Raw genomic sequence first — 19,310 nt, forward strand, 5'->3', positions numbered from 1 at the left:
TGCCGGCGCCGCCATCGCACCAACCTGACAGTTCCTAGCATCGGGCATGTCTTACAGCGCGCTCTGGCTCTCCCGAGTCGAACGCCGGACGGAATGCCCAGAACCCAGGTGCTTCACGGCCGGCATAGACGTCATCTCGTAGGTGCGGCCGCTAACCGGGCCATATGCAAAGCCGGCAGGGGTGAGCTGTCCCCGACGGGATGTCTTCTAGGGCGTGGCCATGGCCAAGCCCACCCGTCCCAATGTCCTATAAGATGCCCGCGCGATCGCCGCCGCCGACCCCGCCGGACAGGGCACCGTCGTGACGCTGCTCAGCTGCACGCGGGGGCCGCCCACCGGATCACCCACCGCCGGTGGTCCACCCGGTGGGGCAAATCGACCGCCCAGGCCATCGCCACCGCCGCGGCGAAGGCCACCGGGATCACCATCTACCCCGCCGCTATGGGGTCGCGACACCGGCGTGCGATCCGGTGCCGGACGAATACTTAGTAGAAGTAAATATGGGTAGGGCACATCTTCTCTGCAGCACATGCACCCCGAAGTGCTGAGAAGGCACCCAGGCACTAACAAGTTCGCCGGTGTGGGTGCGCGAAGGGATCACAGCTTGTCAGACGGCATACGCGAGGCATACCTTCCGTGCATGATCACTTCGCAGCGGCTCGCTGAGATCCGTCGATTCCACAGTCTGTTGCGACCATGACGAGAAAGCACCACGGACAAACAGCTCAAACTTCGAGCAGAACCGACACCTCAGTAGAAGTGTCCCGGCTTCGCCATGATCGTGACGTGCTGGGCGGATCAGGAGTACCGTCGGAATCACCCGGCTCCGAAGGAGGCAGATGTGGCACCCCACCACCACTCCCCGAGGACCTGCAACGGCTCGCCGAGTTCAAAGAACCGGCCCCCGAGGAATTCCAGGCCTGCGAAGATCGACGGCACGATCGGCCGTGAGGGCCGAGCCATCGACCAACTCCACCGGGAGCTGATCGCCGTCGGCGTCGCCATCTCCTCCCAGGACCCCCGCTGCAGCCAGGTGCACGTGACCCACACCTGGAAGGCCCGGGCCACTCCGGCCCAGATCGCCCAGGCCGCCATGATCGCCGCCGACCTGGGCGCCGGGGCGGCCGTCACCCACGGGACCATGGCCTTGCGGATCTTCGACGAGGCCTGACCCACCCATCGTTCTGCACCTCCGAGGAGGCACCATGAACCCCGACGATCAGCACTCCCGCCACGACCACAGCCAGCACGGCCACGACCATGCGGCCGGCGCAGACGCGGCCCCGGCAATGGATCCCACGTTCTACCGGTCCCCGGCGGCGGCGGTGGCTGCCCCGCGCGAGATGCTGGCCTACGTGGTGGCCTTCGACCATGACGCCCAGCGGCCCGATGCGCTGACGGTCGTCGACCTCGACCCGGACTCTGACTTCTACGGCACCGTGGTCGGGTGGGAGGACATGCCCGGTGCTGGGGACGAACTGCACCACTTCGGGTGGAACGCCTGCAGCAGCGCGTTCATGCACGAGGGCCACGACATGACCGGGCTGTCCCGCCGGTACCTGCTGATGCCCGGGCTGCGGTCCTCCCACGTGCACATCGCCGACACCCACCCGGATCCCCGGAACCCGAAGGTGGTCAAGACGATCACCGCCGAAGAACTGGCCGGGAAAGCCGGCTACTCCCGCCCGCACACCTTGCACTGCGGCCCGGACGGGGTCTACCTCTCCTGCCTGGGCACCGCCGAGGGCGACGGCGGGCCGGGTGGGATCGCGGTGCTCGATCACAACACCTTCGACGTCATCGGTAAGTGGGAGACCGACCGTGGCCCCCAGTATTTGTCCTACGACGCGTGGTGGCACCTGATGCACAACACCCTGGTCACCAGCGAGTGGGGCACCCCGGCGATGGTGGAGAACGGCATCGTCGCCGAGCGGCTGCTCAACCAGGAGTACGGCCACGCCCTGCACTTCTGGGACCTGGCCGAAGGCCGGCACCTGCAGCGGGTGGAGCTGGGGGCAGAGCACCAGATGGCCCTGGAGCTGCGCCCGGCTCACGACCCGGAGGCGACCTGGGGCCTGGTGGACGCGGCGATCTCCACCGAAGACCTCTCGGCCTCGATCTTCCACTGGCACCGCACCGAGGCCGGGGACTGGGCCGCGGAGAAGGTGGTCTCCATCCCGGCCGAGCCCTTCGAGGCGGAGAAGTTGCCGGAGTTCTTGCGCACGTTCGGTGCGGTACCGCCGCTGGTCACCGACATCTCCCTGTCGGTGGATGACCGCTGGCTCTACGTCTCCTGCTGGGGCACCGGGGAGCTCAAGCAGTACGACGTCTCGGATCCGGCCCACCCGAGGGAGACCGGGTCGGTGCGCCTGGGCGGAATCGGCGACCGCGCCGCCCACCCATCCGCCCCGGGCACCTGGCTCGGCGGCGGCCCCCAGATGGTGGAGACCAGCCGCGACGGCAAACGGGTTTACGTCACCAACTCTCTCTACGGGGCCTGGGACGACCAGCTCTACCCCCACGGCATCGGGGCGTGGATGGCCAAGATCGACGCCGACACCGAGCACGGCGGACTGTCGGTCGACGAGGACTTCTTCCTCTCCCAGGAGGACTTCCGGGGCTTGCGCGTTCATCAGATCCGCCTGCAGGGCGGGGACGCCTCCTCGGACTCCTACTGTTACCGCACCTGACTCGCACGATCGGCACCGGCCGCCTCCGGCGCCCCTGAGCCATGACCCTGACCGCCGTCACCGAGGTACTCACGGGCCATGAAATTCTCAAGCTCGAAGAAAGTGCTGGCACGCCGTGCGATGCTCAGGAGCGTGGTCATCAACGCGCCTTTCTTCACCTGCTGCTTGAGAAATCCCAACTGCAATGTCGTTCCCGGAGGCAATGTCCGGTAGTCGGCCATATGTAAAGCAGTCCCAGTCGCTAAAAGTTTTTGGAGCCTTCAGTTCCTCGCTGGGGCGCTACGGGGCGTGGGTGGTCGTGTTGATCGCCCACGCCCCGTCACCCCCTGGTTTCAGCCCCACCAGGGGGTCGCGCTGACATCGTTAGAGCAATCCAGGACCGACCGGTCCGTAGGCCGCCATGTACTGGGTCACAGGCTCTCAGCCGCGGGTGCGCCGGCGCATCAGCACCGTGGCGGCAACAGCGAGGACGGTGACCCCGGCCAGGCCGGCGAGCAGCCCGGCGCCGGAGCGCTCCGACGCGACGGCGGTCTGGATGTCCAGGCCCGGATTGACGGCCACGGGCGCGGTCTCAACGGGAGGAGCCGATGCCTCCACCACCGGGGCGGGTGCGACCGGGGCAGGCGCAACCGGGGCGACCGGGGCGGGGGTGGTGCCGCACGCGGCGGCAGCCTGCTCGAGCAACCCGAGCAGCTGGCCGGCTGTGGCCTCGGTGAGGCCTAGTTGCCCGAGGAGGTTCTGGAAGATCACGGTGGAGTCCGCCAGTGCCTGCTCCACGACGGCAGGGTCCAGGCCCTCGAGGGCGGTGGTGAGCTGGGCTTCGAGCTCGGCCAGGCGCGCCTGGGCCGCGGCAAGGGCCGCAGGATCACCGGACTGTTGGGCCAGGGCCAGTTGCTGGGCGGCTTGTTCCAGTTCCTGCGGGCTCGGCCCGCCGGCACCTGCGATGAGGGTGGCGTACTGGGTCTGGGCGGCGGCAAGGGCTTCGGCGGAGACCTCCAGCTGCGCCAGGGACTCCGGGGTGATCCCGGTCCCGGCCAGGGCGGCATCGAACTGGGCAGCGGCTTCCAGGCACGCAGCGTCGCCCGGGGCGGCCGAGGCCGCGGGAACCCCGACCAGAAGGCCCCCCGCGAGCACGGCTGCGGTGGCGCCAGCCGTCGCCCAGTGCCGTGCCCTGCTGCGGGCGGTGGGTCGTGGAAGTGTCGTAGCGCTCATCATCGCGTCCGGTTCTCCGATCATCGGGTGCCCTCCAGGTCCATCCCGGGGGGTGTCAGCACGCGGACGGATCCCGATCCCACACGAGGAGAACAGGGGCACGCCGCTGGTCGTTTGAGCCGTGCCCGGGGCCGAGGAGCTCGGTGGAACCCGCAACGGCACCGCAGGACTGCTGCTGCGCTCAAGCTACGCACCGGCACCACGGGTTGGCAATCGCAAAACACGTCGGGGGGTGGCACCGGTTCCACCGGCGCATACGCCGCAGCAGTACCAACCCGCGCGAGGTCCTCCTCGCCCGGTGGTCCGGGTGGGGACCCATCGTGTTCTCATCCTTCGACAGACACCAGGTACACCGTGAACGTGTCCGGGCGACCGCGAAACGTTCAGGCCACATCAGAACCCTTCTGGTCCTCAGGACTCCAGTGGCCCAACCCCTGTTGCATCGGTGCGGGTGGGGTTATTCGTGGCGTAGGGCGGTGATGGGGTCCTTTCCCGCGGCGCGGATGGCGGGGATCGTGCCGGCGAGAAAGGCGATGGTCAGCACGGCCACGGCGATCAGGGCGAGGCTGTGGGCCTGGAAGGCGAACAGCGACAGCCCGGGCAGCCCGGCCAGGAACCCCTCGGCCAGCACCCCGGCCACCCACGACCCGGCGACCACCCCGGTGGACACCCCCAGGACTGCGCCGACGAGACCGATGAACACCGCTTCCAGGGAGAACAGCCCGAAGACCTTCGGGCCGCTCATGCCGAGGGCTTTCATCAGCCCGATCTCCCGGGTGCGTTCCTGGACGGACATCAGCAGCGTGTTGACGATGCCCAGGCTCGCGGCCAGCAGCGCGATGACCGCACACGTGTTGAGGATCCAGATCACGGCGTCGATGACGGTGCGGAACATCCCCAGCTGGTCCTCGACCGTGGAGGCCACCATCCCGGCCTGCTCCAGCTCTCCCTGCACCGCTGAGGCCTGGGCGGGGTCGTCCATGATGGCCCGGGCCATGATGTAGCTGGCCGCCACCTCCGTCGGTCCCCCACTGGTCTGATAGGCGTAGAGACGTTCGTTGAACGACGTCGAGGGCAGGGGGTTCATCGCCACCCCGGCCAGACTGGCCTGGGTCACCCCCGACACGCGCGCCTCGAAAGAGCGTTCCGTCCCGGCCTGGTCGGTCATCACCACGTCGAGGGTCTCCCCGACCGCGTCCTCGGCCGTCACGAAGCCCAGATCGCTCACCCAGCTGTCAGGGATCGCGATCTCGTCCGCGCCCTCGGCCGCGGTGGACCCGGTGACCATCTGCAGGCCGGTGCCGTGGACCGGGACACCGAGAGCGAGCTGGAACTTCTCCCCGTCGGCCAGCAGGTAGGTGGGGACCACGTTGTAGACCGGCTGCACCTGCGCCACCCCGGGGGTGTCCTCCACAGTGGCGATGTTCTCCTCCGACAGTCCCGCGAAGGACACACCGAACCCGGTGGAGACCTGGGTGTCCTGCGGGTCGTAGGCCTGCGGGCCCGTGCCGGTGGAGAGCTCCAGCAGCGGCTGGGACTTCTGCACGTAGAGGGTGTCCGCATCACCGAAGGCGGCCACGGTCTCGTCGATGTAGCGGTTCACGCCGGTGCCCATGCCCGAGGTCAGGGTCAGGGTCAGCGCGCCGATGAACACCGCCACCACGGTCAGCACGGTCCGGATCCGGCCCCGCAACGTACTGGTGACGGCCGAGCCGACCACATCCGGCCACTTCACCGCCCACCCCCCGACACTCCGAGGGGCACCTCGGCCCGCTCGACGGGATCTCCGGCGATCACCTGGTCCGCAGAAACGACGCTCACGGGGGACGGGACCGGGTCCACGATCACCCCGTCGCGCAGGCGCACCTGACGGTCGCACCGGGCGGCCAACTCCGGATCGTGGGTGACGATGACCACGGTGATGCCCTGGTCCCGGTGGAGCTCGAAGAGGATATCCTGGACCACCGCCCCGGTGGCAGAGTCCAGATTGCCCGTGGGCTCATCGGCGAAGATCACGGACGGGTCGTTGACCAGGGCCCGGGCGATCGCCACCCGCTGCTTCTGCCCCCCGGACAGGTCAGTGGCACGGGCCCCGGCCTTCTCCGCCAGTTCCAGCCGCTCCAGCACCGCCAGCCCCCGACGTCGCCGCTCGGCCCGGCCGACCCCGGCGATCGTCAAGGGCAGCACCACGTTCTCCAGCACCGTCTGGCCAGGGGTGAGGAAGAACTGCTGGAACACGAACCCGAACATCGTGTTGCGCACCCTGTTGAGCTCTCGGGCCGACAGGCACTGGGCGTCCCGGCCCTGGACCGTCACCGACCCGGAAGTCGGTGCGTCCAGCAACGCCAGCAGGTGCATCAAGGTGGACTTGCCCGATCCGGACTTCCCCACGATCGCCACCGACTCCCCCGCCTTGATCCTCAGGTTCACCGAGTGCAGGGCCGTGAAACCGTTCTGACCGTGGCCATAGGTCTTCACCAGGTCCTGTGCCTGCAGCACCGCAGCAGTCATCAGTAGCGTCCTTCCCGTCCCCGCGCACCGACCGGTGGCCACCCAGGGGTCGAGAAGACGGGTGACCGGTATGGGACGGCGTCTCACACCCACCCTCATCATGTGCGAATGCACATACCTGGAGGTAACCGGCACGCGTCCCCACTTAGGGGGCGCACCACACGGCTCCTACTCCTTGCAACTACCCCGGTGCGGATCCGCGGCTCGAGCCACTCCGCCAACTCGCCCAGCCCCAAGGACTCCACCGGCTGATACCCGGCCATCACGCACCGTCGCACCGGCACAGGGCCACCCACGCCGCCGGGAACAAGGACGCAGGTCCCTCGCCTCCAGGACGCCGATCAGGCTGGCGACCCTTCGCCCAGCCTGCCGGCAACAGCCGATACCCCACGCTTCTGAGTCGCTGTTAGATTCGCGGGATGGTGATCGTGGTGGACATCAGCGAGTGGGAGCAGCAGTGCTGCGGTGATCCGTTCCGGGTCGGATCCTCGGTCACGTGGAAGCTGGTGGCCAGCCCTCCGGGCCAGGACAGCGGCGAGCCCGCGGCCCGGTACCGCGAAGAACACCATGATCAGACGCCCGAGCACGTACCCCACCTGCCGGTGACCGGCGCCGTGCGCTCGATCGCAGCACTGCACTACGCCTACGATCCAGGGCCGAGCCCCCGCGAGCTCACCCTGCGACCCGGCAGTGAGGTGAGTGTGGAACTCGATGCCGTACCAGGAATGGGAAGCCAGCTCGATGCGCTCTCGACCGACCACGAGCTGCTGACCTACCGCGTGCACCTGCAGGTCAACGACGACGCAGTGCTGCCGGCCTACGTGCCCGGCGACCTGAGCGAGCCGTTCGAGTAAGCACCCCCACCGGCGCACAGGCCCTGATGTGAAACGACGGCCCGACCCGTCCCCGGAAGAGCATGACAGGCAACCCCGACTGCCATGTCCGAATGGCCTGTCCCCGGTAGCCCGGACGCCGAAGAAGGTTCAGCGATGCCCCTGGGAAGGATCCTGGGCGACCGAGGAGAACTCGCCGGCACAAACACCGTGCCGCCGGCGGCGAGCCCAGGGCACTACTCCTGACTGCCGGCACTCCACGTGCCGCCCATGACGGCCTGGCCATTGGCCTCTCGCCCGGCTTACTCCGGTCAATCTCCCAGCGCCTCGGCTCCACCCTGAATGCCAGGCACGCCGATGACCCGGTGATCAACGGGCCTGTTGCTTTCGCGACGCCCCGGTAATGTGGCGTGGACCACGATGAAGTGAGCACGCAAGGACGCACCGCGCAGGAGGCGGCCACCCGGGGCAGCCCCAGAAGCTCGGTAGAGCAGAGGAGACGTCTCATGATGAACACGAAGAGCTTCCGCACAGCAAGCATGGCGCTCGGAGTCGTCCTGGCAGCCTCGGCCTGTGGCTCCACCAGTCACGGACTCGCTGTTCTCGACTCCGAATCCTCCACCCAACCGGTGCCGGACGTCATCCAGTCCCATGAACTTTTCGCCGACGACTCCGCCCGCTACCTGGGCGAGATCGACAACTACTCCTACTTCGCGGCCAGGCAGGCCTCGGCCGGCGACCAAGACGTGTGCCTGATCCAGGTCGGTGCCACCTCCGACGACTGGCTCAGCGGATGCTCCACCATCCAAAGCGACATGGTCGTCGGGCTCTCCGGCGGAGTCCCCCAGCAGGAGGTCGCCCTCGTCAGCGACGATCCCTCGACCGACACCCTCGAAGAGAACGGCTGGGAACAGCAGGCCGAGAACCTCTGGCACCGCCCCAACTGATCACCACCAGCACCGACCGGGGGCCGGCCCTGGGACCGTTGCCGTGAGCGCTATATGGCAGGCCCTCCACCACCGGGGAACCTCAACTGCAGCGCACGGAACACTCACCGATCAGCTAGTGCTCGCTTCTGCCGAGTGGTCGCTGGTTGCTCGGTGCCGGCTCGGCCGCACAAGGTCGGACAGCCGGTGGCATCTTGGCCGTGCGACGATTTGGGCACGAAACCTGCCATGTGGCACAGGCCCACCGCGGAAGATGCACCAGGAGAGCGGACCAGCATGAAACGCGCCACTTCACTTCGTCAGTGGGCTCTTCTTGTCACTGGATTAGGTGCCGTCATTGCCTTGCCCATGATGGTGCTCTGGGTGATTGCCGACGTTTACAACCTAGGGGTTCCCATCCTTCCCGTCCTGGTTCTTTGGGGCGCGTGCGCGCTGATGATTGGCGGGGCACTGACTCTCATACTCGACGGCGTACTTCGCCTCACTGGGCGACGCTTCTAGGCGTGCCCCATGGACGGATAGATACGCCGCTCCCTGGACTACCTCGGGGGCCGGTGCTGACCTAACGAAGCACTGCTCGCCGTCTCCTGCCCGTGCATGTCCGGCAGTGGAGCCCTGGCAGTGCTCACAGCGCCGGCTATAGGAAGGGGCTGGCCGTGTGTGTCGCTGCCTCCAGGACGCACATGAGCCAACCCCCACTGCAACGTCCTGGCCGCGGAGGGGATTGTCGGTGTCTCTCGTGCAGCAGGTGGGTGGTCAGCCGGCACGTTCCAACACGCGTAGGTAAGCCCAGGAGTGCCGGGCCCGGACCAGGCTGATCACGGCGAGGCCGGCGATGACGAGTACCCACCACACCCAGGACGGCTCCGCCACCAGGAGCCAAGCCAAGACCATGCCCACCGTGGCGGCCACAGCGTAGACCGCGGCCTCGACACGCTGGCAGGCCGTGACCCCGGCCGTGGTGCGCACCTGCGGATCCGGCGGCACCACACCGTCCCCAGACGCCGACACCAGCGCGGACCGAAGCCGCTCAGCAGGCACTTGTTGCAGGCCGGGCCGCGGGGCTCGAACTAGACGGGCCAGCACATGGAACAGCACGACAAGGCCAATGAGCAACGCCACCCACCACGGTGTGTCCAGCACGGCGGGCGTGGCCGACGACCACCACAGCGCCCCCGGCATCGCGATCGCCAGGACTGCGGCGGCAGGCATGGACCGCGCCACAACCCGTCCGAGTGTGGGCACCGGGACGGTCGCGACCCGCGGGGCAGGGCCGTCTGCGGCGGAAGCCGTGGGCTCACTCATGTCTGGGCCCTACCGACCGGAGCACCACGGGGAGAGTACCCGGCGCGGACGGTCCTGATGCGTCACAGCGGTGGGTCGAGGGGTTCGTCGACGGCGTGGATCTCGTTGGTGAGGCTGCTGCCCCCGATGCCGTCCAGCGCGGTGATGTCCACGACGACGCCCGTCTGCACGTCCAGATGCACGCAGTACACCGTCGGGACCTCACCTGTGGTCAGGGCCGGATCCTCGGGGCCGTACTCAGGGATCAGGCTGGCGGGGCTGAGCAGCAGCGGACAGCAACCGCACCTCGGGTCGTAGCCGCCGCCCCCTTCCTCGTCCTCCTCGAGCAGCGGCCGGCAGGTCGCCGACCACGTGGGACGGCCGCCCAGCACAGTGGCCGCGACATCACTGACCTCTATCCCCTGGCTGAGTTCTGCCGGATCGAGCATGGCCGTGAACTGGTAGTCACGCCACATCGGATCGCCGTGGTCGTAGTGCCATCCTTCCGGGCGCTGGGCGACCAGCCCGTCCGGACGCAGTACGACCCCCGTGTCCGGGGACGGCTGAACAGCGCACACCGCGCCGTCGTCGTCGTGGTCGTGGTCGTGGTCGTTGCAGCTCACCAAGCTGACTGCTGTTCCGTAGGGCACGCCCTCGGCCGTCTCGACCCCTGCGCCGGAGCGCACGGTCAGGCGTCCGGTGCCCCGGTCGAGCCAGACCTCGACCGGCCCGCCGATCGGGGTGCTCCCGTTGTCCTGCTGGCACCGGTGGGTGAGGTGCAAAGTCGTGAACCGCCACGGTGAGCTGGACGCCAGTGCGCGGAAGTCAGCCGCAGTGGGGATGCCGGGCAAGGACTCGCTGCTCATGCCACCGAGTAGAGCACATCCCCCACCCTGCGCGACGGACCCTTGAGATCAATCAACCGCACCGAAGAAGAACACCACAGTCGAGGAACCGCTATCGCAGTACCTCAGGTCCAAGAATCAACCGAACCTGCAACAGTCCTGGAGAAGATGAGTGTTGTGGTGTCCGATGGGAGGAGGATGATTTGTCATGGAGATACTCATCTCCATGACGCAGAAAGGAGGTGGACACCTTGGCTAAGCCTGACCATCCCAACAAGCCTGAGCATCCCGTCCACCCAGATAAGCCCGCGCACCCCGTGCACCCGAACAAGCCCGATGTGCCGCCGGGACCGCCCAATCCGCCCCGCCCCCCGAACCATCGCCCGGTCGGCTGAAGATGAGCACCTTTCCCACCTGGTGGGAGCAGCACCCCGGCCGCCTCCAGTATGAGTACGACGAGCTGGAGGCGGCCGGGATCTCTGTAATCGCAGACGACCAGGCCCGCCAAAACGGAGTCATCCGGTGGGAACTGACGGTGCCTGATGAGCACACCGGCCGCGGAGAACTTGAGCTGACGGCGACGTTCCCCGAGTTCTACCCGCACGTCCGCCCCGACGTCCGCGCCACTTCCTTGGCAATGGGCCACCACCAGCACCCGTTCGGGAAAAATCTGTGCTTGATTGGCCGCGCTTCCCGGGCCTGGCAACCAAGGGATACTCTTGCGTGGCTAATCGCCTCTCAGCTCAGCACCGTCCTCGAGCTGGGTATCTCCGGGGCCGGAGGCGATGGCGAGGAGGACCAGGGGGAACCGTTCTCCGACTACTACAGCGCTTATGCCTCCAACGCTGTCGTGCTGGTAGACAGTGACTGGCAACTTCCTGCTCATCCTGCTGCTGGCATGGCCACGCTGAGGATCCAGGGTTCATTGCCACTGGACGAAACTAGGCGCACCAGTTTCGCTATCGCTTCCCTGACCGGCAACGATGGAACCCCGGTGGCAACCCTGCCCGCTTCCATAGCCCAGCTGTTTCAAGGCGCCATGGAAGTTCAAGGACGATGGGGCACCTTGTCTGCTCCCGTGGCAGCGGACAGCGCACAGGCCATCTGGGCAGCCATCGAGGAAGCCGACCCCGTCTCATGCCCGAGCTACCGCATCGGTGATCGGACGCATCAATTTCGGTTGGTTGCCTTCCCAGAGGAACATGCCCGGAACTCCACCGGCACGGGATGGGTGCTACTCGTCCGCATCGAAGGGGAGCTCATCAAGCCCTCACCGAAGGAACGCCGCTCGGGCCACCCGGCCCGCCGTTCCCTGCGCCTTGGAGACCCGACATACCAGTTGGTGCGAGCCGGCCGCGTTGGCGCCGGCGATTTCCGCGCCCGGATCCCGGAACTGACGGCCCTGAGCGACCGCCGAGTGCTCTTGATCGGGGCGGGCGCCCTGGGCAGTGTCATCGCCCAGCATCTGGCCCGGGCGGGAGTCGGAGAGCTGACCATTCTCGACGGGGACGTTCTCGAGGCGGGGAACCTGGCACGTCACGCTTGCACCATGAGTCAGGTGGGGATGAACAAGGCTGCCGCGGTCGCCGCCCTGGTTCAAGACACACATCCCTACACTGCACTCCGCCACGGAAACTTCGCCGTGGGTGGAGTGACCAGAGGGGAAGAACAGCGCCGGATCCTAGGCGAGGAGTTCGCAACGGCGGACCTGGTCGTCGACGCTACCGCCGAAGTAGGAGTGCAGGAGCTTACCGCCGCCCTCGCCGCCCGCACCTCCACCGCCTGGGTGTTGGCCGAGGCCACGAACGGGGCCTGGGGCGGCAGCGTCGTACGCGTGCCCGCAGAGGCAGACTGGTGCTTTGCCTGCTTCCAGTACCACCGTGTCGATGGGACTGTGCCCATCCCACCGGCGAACCCTGCCCCGACCACTCAACCAGTGGGATGTGCTGAGCCCACCTTCACTGGAGCAGCACACGATCTGAGCGAAGTCGCGCTGCACGCGGTACGCACGATCGTTGCCGAGCTAGACGGCAAGCCAGTCTTCGATGCGGCCACCGTCGTCCTTCATGCTCCAGACGGCGGACCCGCCATGCCCGCATGGTCTGCCCACACCCTCAAACGACACGACCAGTGCGAACACCTCTGACCGTCTGGCTGGCCCCCACCACCTGGCCCACCCTGACGACCGAAGCTGGCCGAACAGCACCCCGAGAAACCGGCGGAGTACTACTCGGCTGGAGAACCGGACAACACATCTACATCACCGACGTCATCGGTCCTGGACCCAATGCTGCCCACGCTCAGTCAACCTTCGTACCGGACGCCGATTGGCAGGCTGAGCAGATAGCTGAGCTGTACGAACGCTCCGGGAGGCGGTTGGCCTATCTCGGGGACTGGCACACCCATCCCGGAGGATCGCCTGTTCCTAGCGAAGCTGACCGGGCCACCCTGAGCACTATCGCTGCATATGAACCAGCGCGGTGCCCCCAACCCGTCATGGGTATTCTCGGGCAACCGGACGGGGAGGAATGGCGATTGCAATGCCATATCCTCACACCTGGCACTATCTTGCGCCGGGATCGGGTCCAACGAGCTCAACTCATCGCCGTCCCAACAGAAGATGATTCCAAGCCCTAGAAGAATACGGTCCGCGTGGAACGTGGTCGAGGCTGGATCCACGGTTGGAACCATTCCGGTGCCCTCACGACCGGTAGCCGGCCATATGTGAAGCGGCTCCTGGCCAGCTCGACGGTCGAGGTGCGTCCGCCCTACACACCCTTGCGTTTGTTCTCCTTCACGAGGGCTCCCAGATACATGTAGGACGGAAGGAAGCCCACTAAATAGAAAGCCATCATGGTCAGCGCCAACCATTCCGGTGCGCCTGAGAACGCTGAGGTGAAGCCGAGACCGATGGCTCCGATGATCGCGGCCACCGTCGCCACGCGCATCAGGGTCGAGTAATTGGGTGGATCTCCGATGATCCTCTTCCCGCTATCACCACTGCTCATGCTTATGGCCCCATTTCACAAGTACGCTCACCGGTCGAAACGTGCGCCTTCTCGTTTCGGCGACAGGGCGAAGAGCACGAGCAGGACAATCACACCCAAGAACGGAATCAGGGCGATCAGCTGGAACCACCCGGAGCGATTGGTGTCATGCAGACGACGCGCACCGAGGGCGAGGTTGGGGATGATGTGGGCCACGGCAAAGATCAATTCCAGCACGGAGAGCGCGTCTCCGATCCCATTGGGCTGCCCGCTCGCATTGGTCCCGACCGTCACCCCGAGGATGCTGATGATCGTGGAGATGATGGCCAGGTAGAGGAACACCCACCAGTACTCGGAGCGGCTGGCGCGGCCGGAGAACTGGGCGTACTTGGAGTAGAAGCGCTTGATCGCCTCGCCGAAGCCGACAGGCGCCCCGGGCTGAGAACCGTAGTGGTGCAGGTTCTGCTGGTGGTATCCGCCGGAACCTGCCTGGGCTCGGCCATCAGCCTCTTGGCTGCCGGTGTATGCCGGCATCTGACCATAGCCTTGCTGAGGTCGTGCCTCGGGACGCGGGTAGTTCGGATCCGGGGTGTTCATCGTGGCTCTCCTGACGGGACTCGACGTCTCACCGCATCGTATGTGCAAATGCACACCGGCTGTGGTCCCCACTTCGGTGCTACCCGGACGCGGTCCGGTGGTGGTCTGGCCGACCACTGCGCAGATGCTGCCCTTCCGTAGCCCCGCCCTCAACCTCGGCACGAGCTGGTGTTCCGGACGTCCGGGCAGCACATCACTCGACTGGCCCTGGTCGCTGGAGGGGACCAGTCCGACGATGTGCTCCAGCACGGCGGGTTCACTCCGCCCCGGCGGTCCACCGAAAGGCCACCCCTACTGCATTGGTGACTCGAGTGGGAGGAGCACTTCGGGCGGCCGGGGGTGGCTGGTGCGGTCGATGGTACGGTTACGCCCAACTCAGGACATTTGCTGATGTGAATCTGCGGGGGTGGGCCGCAGGATTAGGGGGCGTTCGTGGAAACTATCGCATTGCTTGCCGCAATGGCCGTCATGGTGGTGGCTCTGGCCCTGGTTTATACCCGTCGCACCGTGGCCCGACGCCTGGCTCCCACGGCTGACGCCGCGGGGCCGGCGGCCGCGCAGGTGGTTGTGGTGGCGATCTTCACCGCTACCGCGGCGGTGGCCGCGGCGATGACACTCATGCTGTTCTCTGCTCTGGATGACTCTCAGCCGGTGTGGGTGACGGTGGGCTTCCCGGTGGGGATCAGCGCCATTCTTTTGGCGGGAGCGGTAATGGCACGGTGGTTCGCGGAGCGTTTCGGCGAGGCAATCTACACGGCCTTCAACGGCCCCTCCCGTCCGGAGGAGAACCCGTCCATGTATGCGGCCGCTTCAGCCCGCTGGTGGTGGATCTACGCCCTGGCCGCAGTCCTACCGCTGACCGTGCTCGTGACCGGCCTGTTCCGATGAGGGCACGAACTGCGGCAGCAGACAGTCGCCACCACAGGTCACGACACGGTACGGAGGGCACCCGATGACCGCCAAGACCTTCATCATCATGACCTTCGGTGGGTTCGTGGCCATGGCCGTTTTCGTGCTGTTGATCGTTCTACTCGGCGTCACCTGGCGGGGCGGCAACGAAGGCATGGCCTGGATCTTCCTCGCCGCTTCGGTCCTGGCCTCCTTCTCCTACCTCATGTATCGCCAGAAGTGGTCCCCGGCGCTGACGGGCGCGCGTTACTTGCTGGCCGTGGAACGAGGGCTGACCATCGAGGAAGCCATGGAGATCTGCCGGAAGTACTCGTTCCTCATGCTGATCAGCGCCGGCATCTTCCTGGTCGCCGCAATAATCGCCTTCTTCACCTACTGACAGACCCGGCCGCTTTTCCAGCTCCGTTGACTCATCGCTGGTTCCTGCACGACGAGCAACAGCTGAACCTCATCCGCATCATTGATGCAGTCGCCATCCGGTAGCTGAGCGGAACCGAGCGGTCCGGTGGGGAGCTCCTCGAAGGGACCAGTGGTACCGGGAGCCTTGGCAGCGCATCGCCGCCGAAGAGTCCACAGCCGCAGGATTTCCTTTCGCACCTGCCCGTGCTTGGCTGAGGACAAGGACCGCACAGGCTGGGGGCAGGTATGCGCAGAGGCGAGGGGAAGTACCTCCTCATCGACGCTCTCAGCGCCATTTCAGGGGCCGTTGCGGTGTTCCTGTTCGTCAAAGATCATGTGCTTTTGGGCCTCGTGGCGGGTGCAGCCTCGTTTCTGCTGATCTCCGTGGCTCACCGAGCACTCAACAATGGCCGGATCGACGAAGCCCTGAAAGCCAAGGCCGAATACGACCGCCTCCATGAGGAGGATCCTGAGCCCGAGTCCCCTCTGGCGGAGCGCAGATGACGGAACCGGCCATCAGCATCGGGGAACGGGCCGCTCTCACCGTCACCGATTGGCATGAGATCGGCTGCCCCTGGCCCTCGGCCGCAGCCCTGTGGGCTGGTTTCATGCATGGCCGAGCAGGGCCGCAGATTGCCCGGCTCCCCGCCGATCCACTCCCTGCGCAGGCAGAGGCATTCAGAGTGGGCTCGCCGTGACCAGTGACAGCAGTTGGCGCCCAGTCGTGTTCTACCTGGTCTGGGGAGCACTGGTCATGGGCTTCGTGCTGTGGGGTGGCCCGTGGCTCATTGCCACCGTCGGGCCGGTGCTGTCCAACGTGGTGCTGGGCATCCCGGTGCTGGTGCTTGCGGTGCTCCGGCTGTGGCGCCAGCGCCGTGAATATCGGAGGCTCGAGGCACAAGGCGATCGGGAACCGCTGCGGCCCCCGTTCGAGTACGAGCCGTCAGCGCAGGGCACCCGTTCCTTCTCCTGGGTCCTCGGCGGCGGCTTCCTGCTCTTGACCCTCGCTTTGGCCTGGGGTGGCAACTATGCCCTGCTGGCCCCTGGACTGATCGTGGGCCTGATGCTGATGCTCCTGGGTCAGGAGGAAGTCCGGCACGCCCGCGCCATGGACGCCCGCCGACAGGGACACACGGCGAAGGAGGCCTGAGATGGCCCCACGAAGGAGTCCCGTGACGGGTCCCCGCTCGTTCCAATGGCTGGTCTGGCTGGGCGGTGCCCTCGGGTTCATGGTCGTCAACATCGTCGTGACCCAGCTGATCACCCGAGGCGTGATCTCGTGGACACAGTTCTTGGTGACCTCGGGTGTGCTCCTGGTCGTGGGCCTGGTGCTGGGGCAGGTGTATGTGGTGCCCCAGTTGGCGCACAAGGTCTCGAAGCACCCGCGGATCACCCGCACCGAGGCCTGGGAGCCCACGGTCACCCCCGATGGCTCTGCCCTCGAGGTGGCCGTCGGCTCGGATGTGACCTTCCGCCGACGCGGCGCCGGTTCCGAGGCGGGCTGGCGCGCCCTACCCCGGCTGGCCACCTTCCACGTTGTCCCCAGCGACACGGGGTGCCGGATCACCGCAGAGGCCCGGGACAACCTCGGGTGGTACCCCGAGCCCCCGGCGGCTTTCGTGGAGGACGAAGTCCGCCGGCGGAACGCCGCCCTGATCCAGCGCGCACGGCGTGCCACTGATCGATGAGCCCACACGGTGCGAGATCCGTGAGAGAGCGAAGGAGCCGCTGGTGGCCACCCAGAACACCATGGATGACCTGAGGAAGCCGATACGGCTGCTGAGCGGATTCCTGGCCGCGGGCACGGGTTTGGTGTCCGTGGCGGCGAACTGGCCGTATCTGCTCGGCACCACCGGTGAGGACCAGTGGATCGCCTGGGTGGCGGCCGGATGTGGAACGGCCGCCATCGCGGTCGGGGTGTGGCTGTGGATCGGGCCGCGAAGCCGGGGGAAGGCTCTCGTGCTGACCCGTCGGCACTGGCGATACGGGTTCGCGGCCGTGATGACCACCGTGTGCGCCGGCCTCCTGGTGGCCGGACTCAGCGCGTCACAGCCGTCGTTGACGACCGGTGTTCCGGCCCTGCTCGTGCTCAATCCTCTCCTGCAACTGTTCGTACCGGAGGGCAGCGAGACGGACGAGACCGTGCCGTTCAGCGAGGCTCAGCGACGGACCTGGTGGCGCGGCATTGCTTCCCTGCTGACCATCGGCGTCGTGGCCATCGGCTCGGCTATCGCCCTGGCCCTGGGCGGCAGCGCCCTCGCAGCATCCTTGCTGGTGCTGTTCGGGGGCGCTCTTCCTGGTACTCGCCGCAATGATGCGCCAACGGCTCGCCCAGCGTCAGAGAGAATCCTGACCGCGCCACTCCGGTGAGGAACCCCTACTGCAACGCGGCAGGTCAAGGACGAGTCCGTAGGCATGTGATGGTCTGAAGGCCCGTGAGGTCTCGGCTCGCTACAAGTCTTCAGAGCCTTTCGCGTTTCGGCTGCTCTTCTTACCCTGCTGTCGCCAGCCGATCACGGCACCCAGCACAGCAAGAGCGGCAGCCGCAGCGAACCCCCATCTCAACATTGGATCGTCGCTGAGCACGGCGAGAACGATCCAACCGACAGCGGCCAATAACCACAGCACGTATCCGATGCGCACGGCGCTGCACCTCCCTCTCGACCTGGGCACTTTTCAATAGCTAGGCCCACCCTGCCAGGGCAATGTGCATAAGGAAACAACCGTCCTGTGGTCCCTTTAGCCACCTGAGGAGGAACCCCAACTGCAACAGGGCGAGCAGGGACAGTTATGAAGCGCGAGGATTTCGCCTATGACACTCCCTCGACCCTTATTGCTCGGGCCGGATAGCCATCCTGCTCAACGCGCTCCCATGTGACAATCACCCGCTGGCCCGGAACCAACTCCTCGTAGGCGTTTTCAGGGCCCTCGATGTGCGTGAAGTGCACAAAGCAGCCACCGGAATGGCCAAGCAGGTCAACGACACCCCACCCCTCCTTGCCGCACCACTCCCGTACCACACCATCACTGCTATAGCTCGATCCCATGTCCCAATGATCCCCCCTTTGATCAACCATGGCCGTGGGGCTGTCCATCAGAACCTGCACGGCCGCAGATGGGTCCCCGGGTCATCCGAATTCTGAACGAATTCAGTCGACACGAGCCGAGCGGCCCGGGCCTCACCCCGCACCCCTGTTTCCTTTTGCAATGTCACATGCTTTGCTGATCCACACCACCTGCATGACCACAGAGAGGACACGGTCAATGGACGATCCCGAGCACCCGCTGATGAACGACCCCGATCATCCCTTCCTACTGCTCAACTCCATCGGGGCCTTCATCATCGGTCTGACGGTGCTCGTCGTGATGTTGGCCCGCGATGCGGTCGCAGGCATCGGACTTACCATTGCCGGGCTAGGTCTCGCGGTAGGGATTGTGGGCTTCATCGGCGTCTACCGCAGAAGCCGCCGCAAATAACGGGGCGGCCCTGACCCCGTGCCCTGTGACGGGCGGCGAAAGGTCGATCCGGAGCAGGCGTGCCGGTTCCCACGGCGATCCCGGCAGTCGACCAAACTGGCCCCCCGAACCTCCGGGCAGGCCCCGGGCTACACTCCACGCACGGCAGTCGCAGAGCAACCCCTGTTGCACCACCACAGCACCGAAGCCACTCGGCGCCACGCCTACCCCATGGGCCCGGTCCCAGATGATCCGGAAGCTCAGTCGTTGTTTCTCTGCTGCGTTTCCTCAGTGTCCGGGGGGCGCTTTTCCCTATGGTCGTAGGTCCTAATGATGTTCTCCGGCTCCTGAGCTCGGCCGCGTTTGTAGAGACGGCGACCCACCACAAATGAAGAAATCACACCGGCAAGGAGGAGCACGCCGTAGAGCGTGAGCCCGGCGCGAAAGGCCTGGAACGCGGGGTAGATCATGTAACAAGCCAAGAGCTGCATCAGCTGTCCCCCGGTCAGGTTCCAGTTGGTCTTGTCCGCGGCCATAGCTTCCCTTCTCCGGTGGTGTTGCACCCCGAGCCCAGCCAAGCACACACCATTGCGAAAGCTAACGCCGCGCATGTGGACTCTTCCGTGGCACCAGGCCACGA

The 19,310-nt window shown here is 66.3% G+C and carries 23 protein-coding genes; 12 read left to right on the plus strand and 11 right to left on the minus strand.

Features of this window, described 5'->3' with window-relative positions; translation table 11 throughout:
- The first annotated feature begins 841 nt into the window (after nt 1–841).
- Together ACH9D3_RS05280 and ACH9D3_RS05285 are read left to right on the plus strand one after the other, a co-directional pair.
- Nucleotides 842–1,171: a carboxymuconolactone decarboxylase family protein gene (locus ACH9D3_RS05280; protein ID WP_396410130.1), complete on the plus strand. Its 330-nt coding sequence runs from the start codon at nt 842–844 to the stop codon at nt 1,169–1,171.
- A 34-nt stretch (nt 1,172–1,205) separates the two neighbouring features.
- Nucleotides 1,206–2,690: a selenium-binding protein SBP56-related protein gene (locus tag ACH9D3_RS05285; protein ID WP_396410131.1), complete on the plus strand. Its 1,485-nt coding sequence runs from the start codon at nt 1,206–1,208 to the stop codon at nt 2,688–2,690.
- Here ACH9D3_RS05285 and ACH9D3_RS05290 read toward each other — a convergent pair.
- The 4 genes from ACH9D3_RS05290 to ACH9D3_RS05305 form a co-directional block, all read right to left on the minus strand.
- A complete protein-coding gene (locus tag ACH9D3_RS05290) occupies nt 2,678–2,911 on the minus strand; it encodes a hypothetical protein (RefSeq protein WP_396410132.1) in 234 nt (77 codons plus the stop codon). The genes ACH9D3_RS05285 and ACH9D3_RS05290 overlap by 13 nt on opposite strands.
- A gap of 199 nt (nt 2,912–3,110) precedes the next feature.
- The gene (locus tag ACH9D3_RS05295; RefSeq protein ID WP_396410133.1) at nt 3,111–3,926 is read right to left on the minus strand and encodes a hypothetical protein; all 816 of its coding nucleotides are present in this window, start codon (nt 3,924–3,926) and stop codon (nt 3,111–3,113) included.
- A gap of 433 nt (nt 3,927–4,359) precedes the next feature.
- Nucleotides 4,360–5,637 (minus strand): FtsX-like permease family protein, encoded by a 1,278-nt coding sequence (locus tag ACH9D3_RS05300; protein ID WP_396410134.1) that lies wholly within the window; start codon nt 5,635–5,637, stop codon nt 4,360–4,362.
- The gene (locus tag ACH9D3_RS05305; protein WP_396410135.1) at nt 5,634–6,413 is read right to left on the minus strand and encodes an ATP-binding cassette domain-containing protein; all 780 of its coding nucleotides are present in this window, start codon (nt 6,411–6,413) and stop codon (nt 5,634–5,636) included. The genes ACH9D3_RS05300 and ACH9D3_RS05305 overlap by 4 nt, the downstream gene beginning before the upstream one ends.
- Before the next feature lie 419 nt (nt 6,414–6,832).
- Here ACH9D3_RS05305 and ACH9D3_RS05310 point away from each other — a divergent pair, with 419 nt between their 5' ends.
- Both ACH9D3_RS05310 and ACH9D3_RS05315 read left to right on the plus strand, forming a co-directional pair.
- Nucleotides 6,833–7,267 carry a DUF6578 domain-containing protein gene (locus tag ACH9D3_RS05310; protein ID WP_396410136.1) on the plus strand — a complete coding sequence of 145 codons (435 nt, stop codon included), beginning with the start codon at nt 6,833–6,835 and terminating at the stop codon, nt 7,265–7,267.
- Nucleotides 7,268–7,752: 485 nt separating this feature from the next.
- Complete coding sequence (locus tag ACH9D3_RS05315) at nt 7,753–8,193, plus strand: hypothetical protein (protein WP_396410137.1); 441 nt, start codon at nt 7,753–7,755, stop codon at nt 8,191–8,193.
- A 756-nt stretch (nt 8,194–8,949) separates the two neighbouring features.
- Here ACH9D3_RS05315 and ACH9D3_RS05320 read toward each other — a convergent pair.
- Together ACH9D3_RS05320 and ACH9D3_RS05325 are read right to left on the minus strand one after the other, a co-directional pair.
- Entirely contained in the window at nt 8,950–9,405 is a 456-nt protein-coding gene (locus ACH9D3_RS05320; protein WP_396410138.1) for a hypothetical protein, read from the minus strand.
- Nucleotides 9,406–9,560: 155 nt separating this feature from the next.
- On the minus strand, nt 9,561–10,343 hold the full coding sequence (locus tag ACH9D3_RS05325) for a hypothetical protein (protein ID WP_396410139.1): 783 nt from the start codon (nt 10,341–10,343) through the stop codon (nt 9,561–9,563).
- A gap of 376 nt (nt 10,344–10,719) precedes the next feature.
- On the opposite strand from ACH9D3_RS05325, the gene ACH9D3_RS05330 reads away from it, so the two are divergent.
- Both ACH9D3_RS05330 and ACH9D3_RS05335 read left to right on the plus strand, forming a co-directional pair.
- Nucleotides 10,720–12,468 (plus strand): ThiF family adenylyltransferase, encoded by a 1,749-nt coding sequence (locus tag ACH9D3_RS05330; RefSeq protein WP_396410140.1) that lies wholly within the window; start codon nt 10,720–10,722, stop codon nt 12,466–12,468.
- Complete coding sequence (locus ACH9D3_RS05335) at nt 12,420–12,959, plus strand: Mov34/MPN/PAD-1 family protein (RefSeq protein WP_396410141.1); 540 nt, start codon at nt 12,420–12,422, stop codon at nt 12,957–12,959. Before ACH9D3_RS05330 ends, ACH9D3_RS05335 begins: the two co-directional genes overlap by 49 nt.
- A gap of 131 nt (nt 12,960–13,090) precedes the next feature.
- On the opposite strand, the gene ACH9D3_RS05340 is transcribed toward ACH9D3_RS05335, so the two are convergent.
- Together ACH9D3_RS05340 and ACH9D3_RS05345 are read right to left on the minus strand one after the other, a co-directional pair.
- Nucleotides 13,091–13,330, minus strand: coding sequence for a hypothetical protein (locus tag ACH9D3_RS05340; protein WP_396410142.1), 240 nt, complete (start codon nt 13,328–13,330; stop codon nt 13,091–13,093).
- Nucleotides 13,331–13,357: 27 nt separating this feature from the next.
- Nucleotides 13,358–13,906: a DUF805 domain-containing protein gene (locus tag ACH9D3_RS05345; RefSeq protein ID WP_396410143.1), complete on the minus strand. Its 549-nt coding sequence runs from the start codon at nt 13,904–13,906 to the stop codon at nt 13,358–13,360.
- 432 nt (nt 13,907–14,338) lie between these two features.
- On the opposite strand from ACH9D3_RS05345, the gene ACH9D3_RS05350 reads away from it, so the two are divergent.
- On the plus strand, nt 14,339–14,794 hold the full coding sequence (locus tag ACH9D3_RS05350) for a hypothetical protein (RefSeq protein ID WP_396410144.1): 456 nt from the start codon (nt 14,339–14,341) through the stop codon (nt 14,792–14,794).
- A 64-nt stretch (nt 14,795–14,858) separates the two neighbouring features.
- The gene (locus tag ACH9D3_RS05355; protein WP_396410145.1) at nt 14,859–15,194 is read left to right on the plus strand and encodes a hypothetical protein; all 336 of its coding nucleotides are present in this window, start codon (nt 14,859–14,861) and stop codon (nt 15,192–15,194) included.
- Between the two features lie 317 nt (nt 15,195–15,511).
- Here the strand turns inward: ACH9D3_RS05355 and ACH9D3_RS05360 are convergent, their stop codons facing one another.
- On the minus strand, nt 15,512–15,673 hold the full coding sequence (locus ACH9D3_RS05360) for a hypothetical protein (protein WP_396410146.1): 162 nt from the start codon (nt 15,671–15,673) through the stop codon (nt 15,512–15,514).
- Between the two features lie 235 nt (nt 15,674–15,908).
- Here ACH9D3_RS05360 and ACH9D3_RS05365 point away from each other — a divergent pair, with 235 nt between their 5' ends.
- Genes ACH9D3_RS05365 through ACH9D3_RS05375 form a run of 3 tightly spaced genes read left to right on the plus strand, consistent with a single transcriptional unit; the run spans nt 15,909 to nt 17,584 of the window.
- Entirely contained in the window at nt 15,909–16,364 is a 456-nt protein-coding gene (locus ACH9D3_RS05365; protein WP_396410147.1) for a hypothetical protein, read from the plus strand.
- A 22-nt stretch (nt 16,365–16,386) separates the two neighbouring features.
- Nucleotides 16,387–16,902, plus strand: a complete 516-nt coding sequence (locus ACH9D3_RS05370; RefSeq protein WP_396410148.1) for a hypothetical protein — start codon at nt 16,387–16,389, stop codon at nt 16,900–16,902.
- Nucleotides 16,903–16,945: 43 nt separating this feature from the next.
- The gene (locus ACH9D3_RS05375) at nt 16,946–17,584 is read left to right on the plus strand and encodes a hypothetical protein (protein ID WP_396410149.1); all 639 of its coding nucleotides are present in this window, start codon (nt 16,946–16,948) and stop codon (nt 17,582–17,584) included.
- Nucleotides 17,585–17,665: 81 nt separating this feature from the next.
- On the opposite strand, the gene ACH9D3_RS05380 is transcribed toward ACH9D3_RS05375, so the two are convergent.
- Nucleotides 17,666–17,857, minus strand: coding sequence for a hypothetical protein (locus tag ACH9D3_RS05380; RefSeq protein ID WP_396410150.1), 192 nt, complete (start codon nt 17,855–17,857; stop codon nt 17,666–17,668).
- A 621-nt stretch (nt 17,858–18,478) separates the two neighbouring features.
- On the opposite strand from ACH9D3_RS05380, the gene ACH9D3_RS05385 reads away from it, so the two are divergent.
- Nucleotides 18,479–18,691, plus strand: a complete 213-nt coding sequence (locus ACH9D3_RS05385) for a hypothetical protein (protein ID WP_396410151.1) — start codon at nt 18,479–18,481, stop codon at nt 18,689–18,691.
- A 239-nt stretch (nt 18,692–18,930) separates the two neighbouring features.
- On the opposite strand, the gene ACH9D3_RS05390 is transcribed toward ACH9D3_RS05385, so the two are convergent.
- Nucleotides 18,931–19,206 carry a hypothetical protein gene (locus ACH9D3_RS05390; protein WP_396410152.1) on the minus strand — a complete coding sequence of 92 codons (276 nt, stop codon included), beginning with the start codon at nt 19,204–19,206 and terminating at the stop codon, nt 18,931–18,933.
- Nucleotides 19,207–19,310: the final 104 nt, after the last annotated feature.

The organism is Kocuria kalidii (assembly GCF_044462225.1).
Taxonomy (GTDB): Bacteria; Actinomycetota; Actinomycetes; order Actinomycetales; family Micrococcaceae; genus Kocuria; species Kocuria kalidii.

Coding starts and splice junctions, on each gene's coding strand:
- ACH9D3_RS05390 (WP_396410152.1), bottom strand. CDS start 19,206: ATGGCCGCGGACAAGACCAACTGGAACCTGACCGGGGGACAGCTGATG.
- ACH9D3_RS05335 (WP_396410141.1), top strand. CDS start 12,420: ATGGTCTGCCCACACCCTCAAACGACACGACCAGTGCGAACACCTCTG.
- ACH9D3_RS05290 (WP_396410132.1), bottom strand. CDS start 2,911: ATGGCCGACTACCGGACATTGCCTCCGGGAACGACATTGCAGTTGGGA.
- ACH9D3_RS05295 (WP_396410133.1), bottom strand. CDS start 3,926: ATGATCGGAGAACCGGACGCGATGATGAGCGCTACGACACTTCCACGA.
- ACH9D3_RS05325 (WP_396410139.1), bottom strand. CDS start 10,343: ATGAGCAGCGAGTCCTTGCCCGGCATCCCCACTGCGGCTGACTTCCGC.
- ACH9D3_RS05285 (WP_396410131.1), top strand. CDS start 1,206: ATGAACCCCGACGATCAGCACTCCCGCCACGACCACAGCCAGCACGGC.
- ACH9D3_RS05355 (WP_396410145.1), top strand. CDS start 14,859: ATGACCGCCAAGACCTTCATCATCATGACCTTCGGTGGGTTCGTGGCC.
- ACH9D3_RS05305 (WP_396410135.1), bottom strand. CDS start 6,413: ATGACTGCTGCGGTGCTGCAGGCACAGGACCTGGTGAAGACCTATGGC.
- ACH9D3_RS05360 (WP_396410146.1), bottom strand. CDS start 15,673: ATGGAGGCGGTCGTATTCGGCCTTGGCTTTCAGGGCTTCGTCGATCCG.
- ACH9D3_RS05340 (WP_396410142.1), bottom strand. CDS start 13,330: ATGAGCAGTGGTGATAGCGGGAAGAGGATCATCGGAGATCCACCCAAT.
- ACH9D3_RS05320 (WP_396410138.1), bottom strand. CDS start 9,405: ATGCCTGCCGCCGCAGTCCTGGCGATCGCGATGCCGGGGGCGCTGTGG.
- ACH9D3_RS05310 (WP_396410136.1), top strand. CDS start 6,833: ATGGTGATCGTGGTGGACATCAGCGAGTGGGAGCAGCAGTGCTGCGGT.
- ACH9D3_RS05345 (WP_396410143.1), bottom strand. CDS start 13,906: ATGAACACCCCGGATCCGAACTACCCGCGTCCCGAGGCACGACCTCAG.
- ACH9D3_RS05330 (WP_396410140.1), top strand. CDS start 10,720: ATGAGCACCTTTCCCACCTGGTGGGAGCAGCACCCCGGCCGCCTCCAG.
- ACH9D3_RS05315 (WP_396410137.1), top strand. CDS start 7,753: ATGATGAACACGAAGAGCTTCCGCACAGCAAGCATGGCGCTCGGAGTC.
- ACH9D3_RS05385 (WP_396410151.1), top strand. CDS start 18,479: ATGGACGATCCCGAGCACCCGCTGATGAACGACCCCGATCATCCCTTC.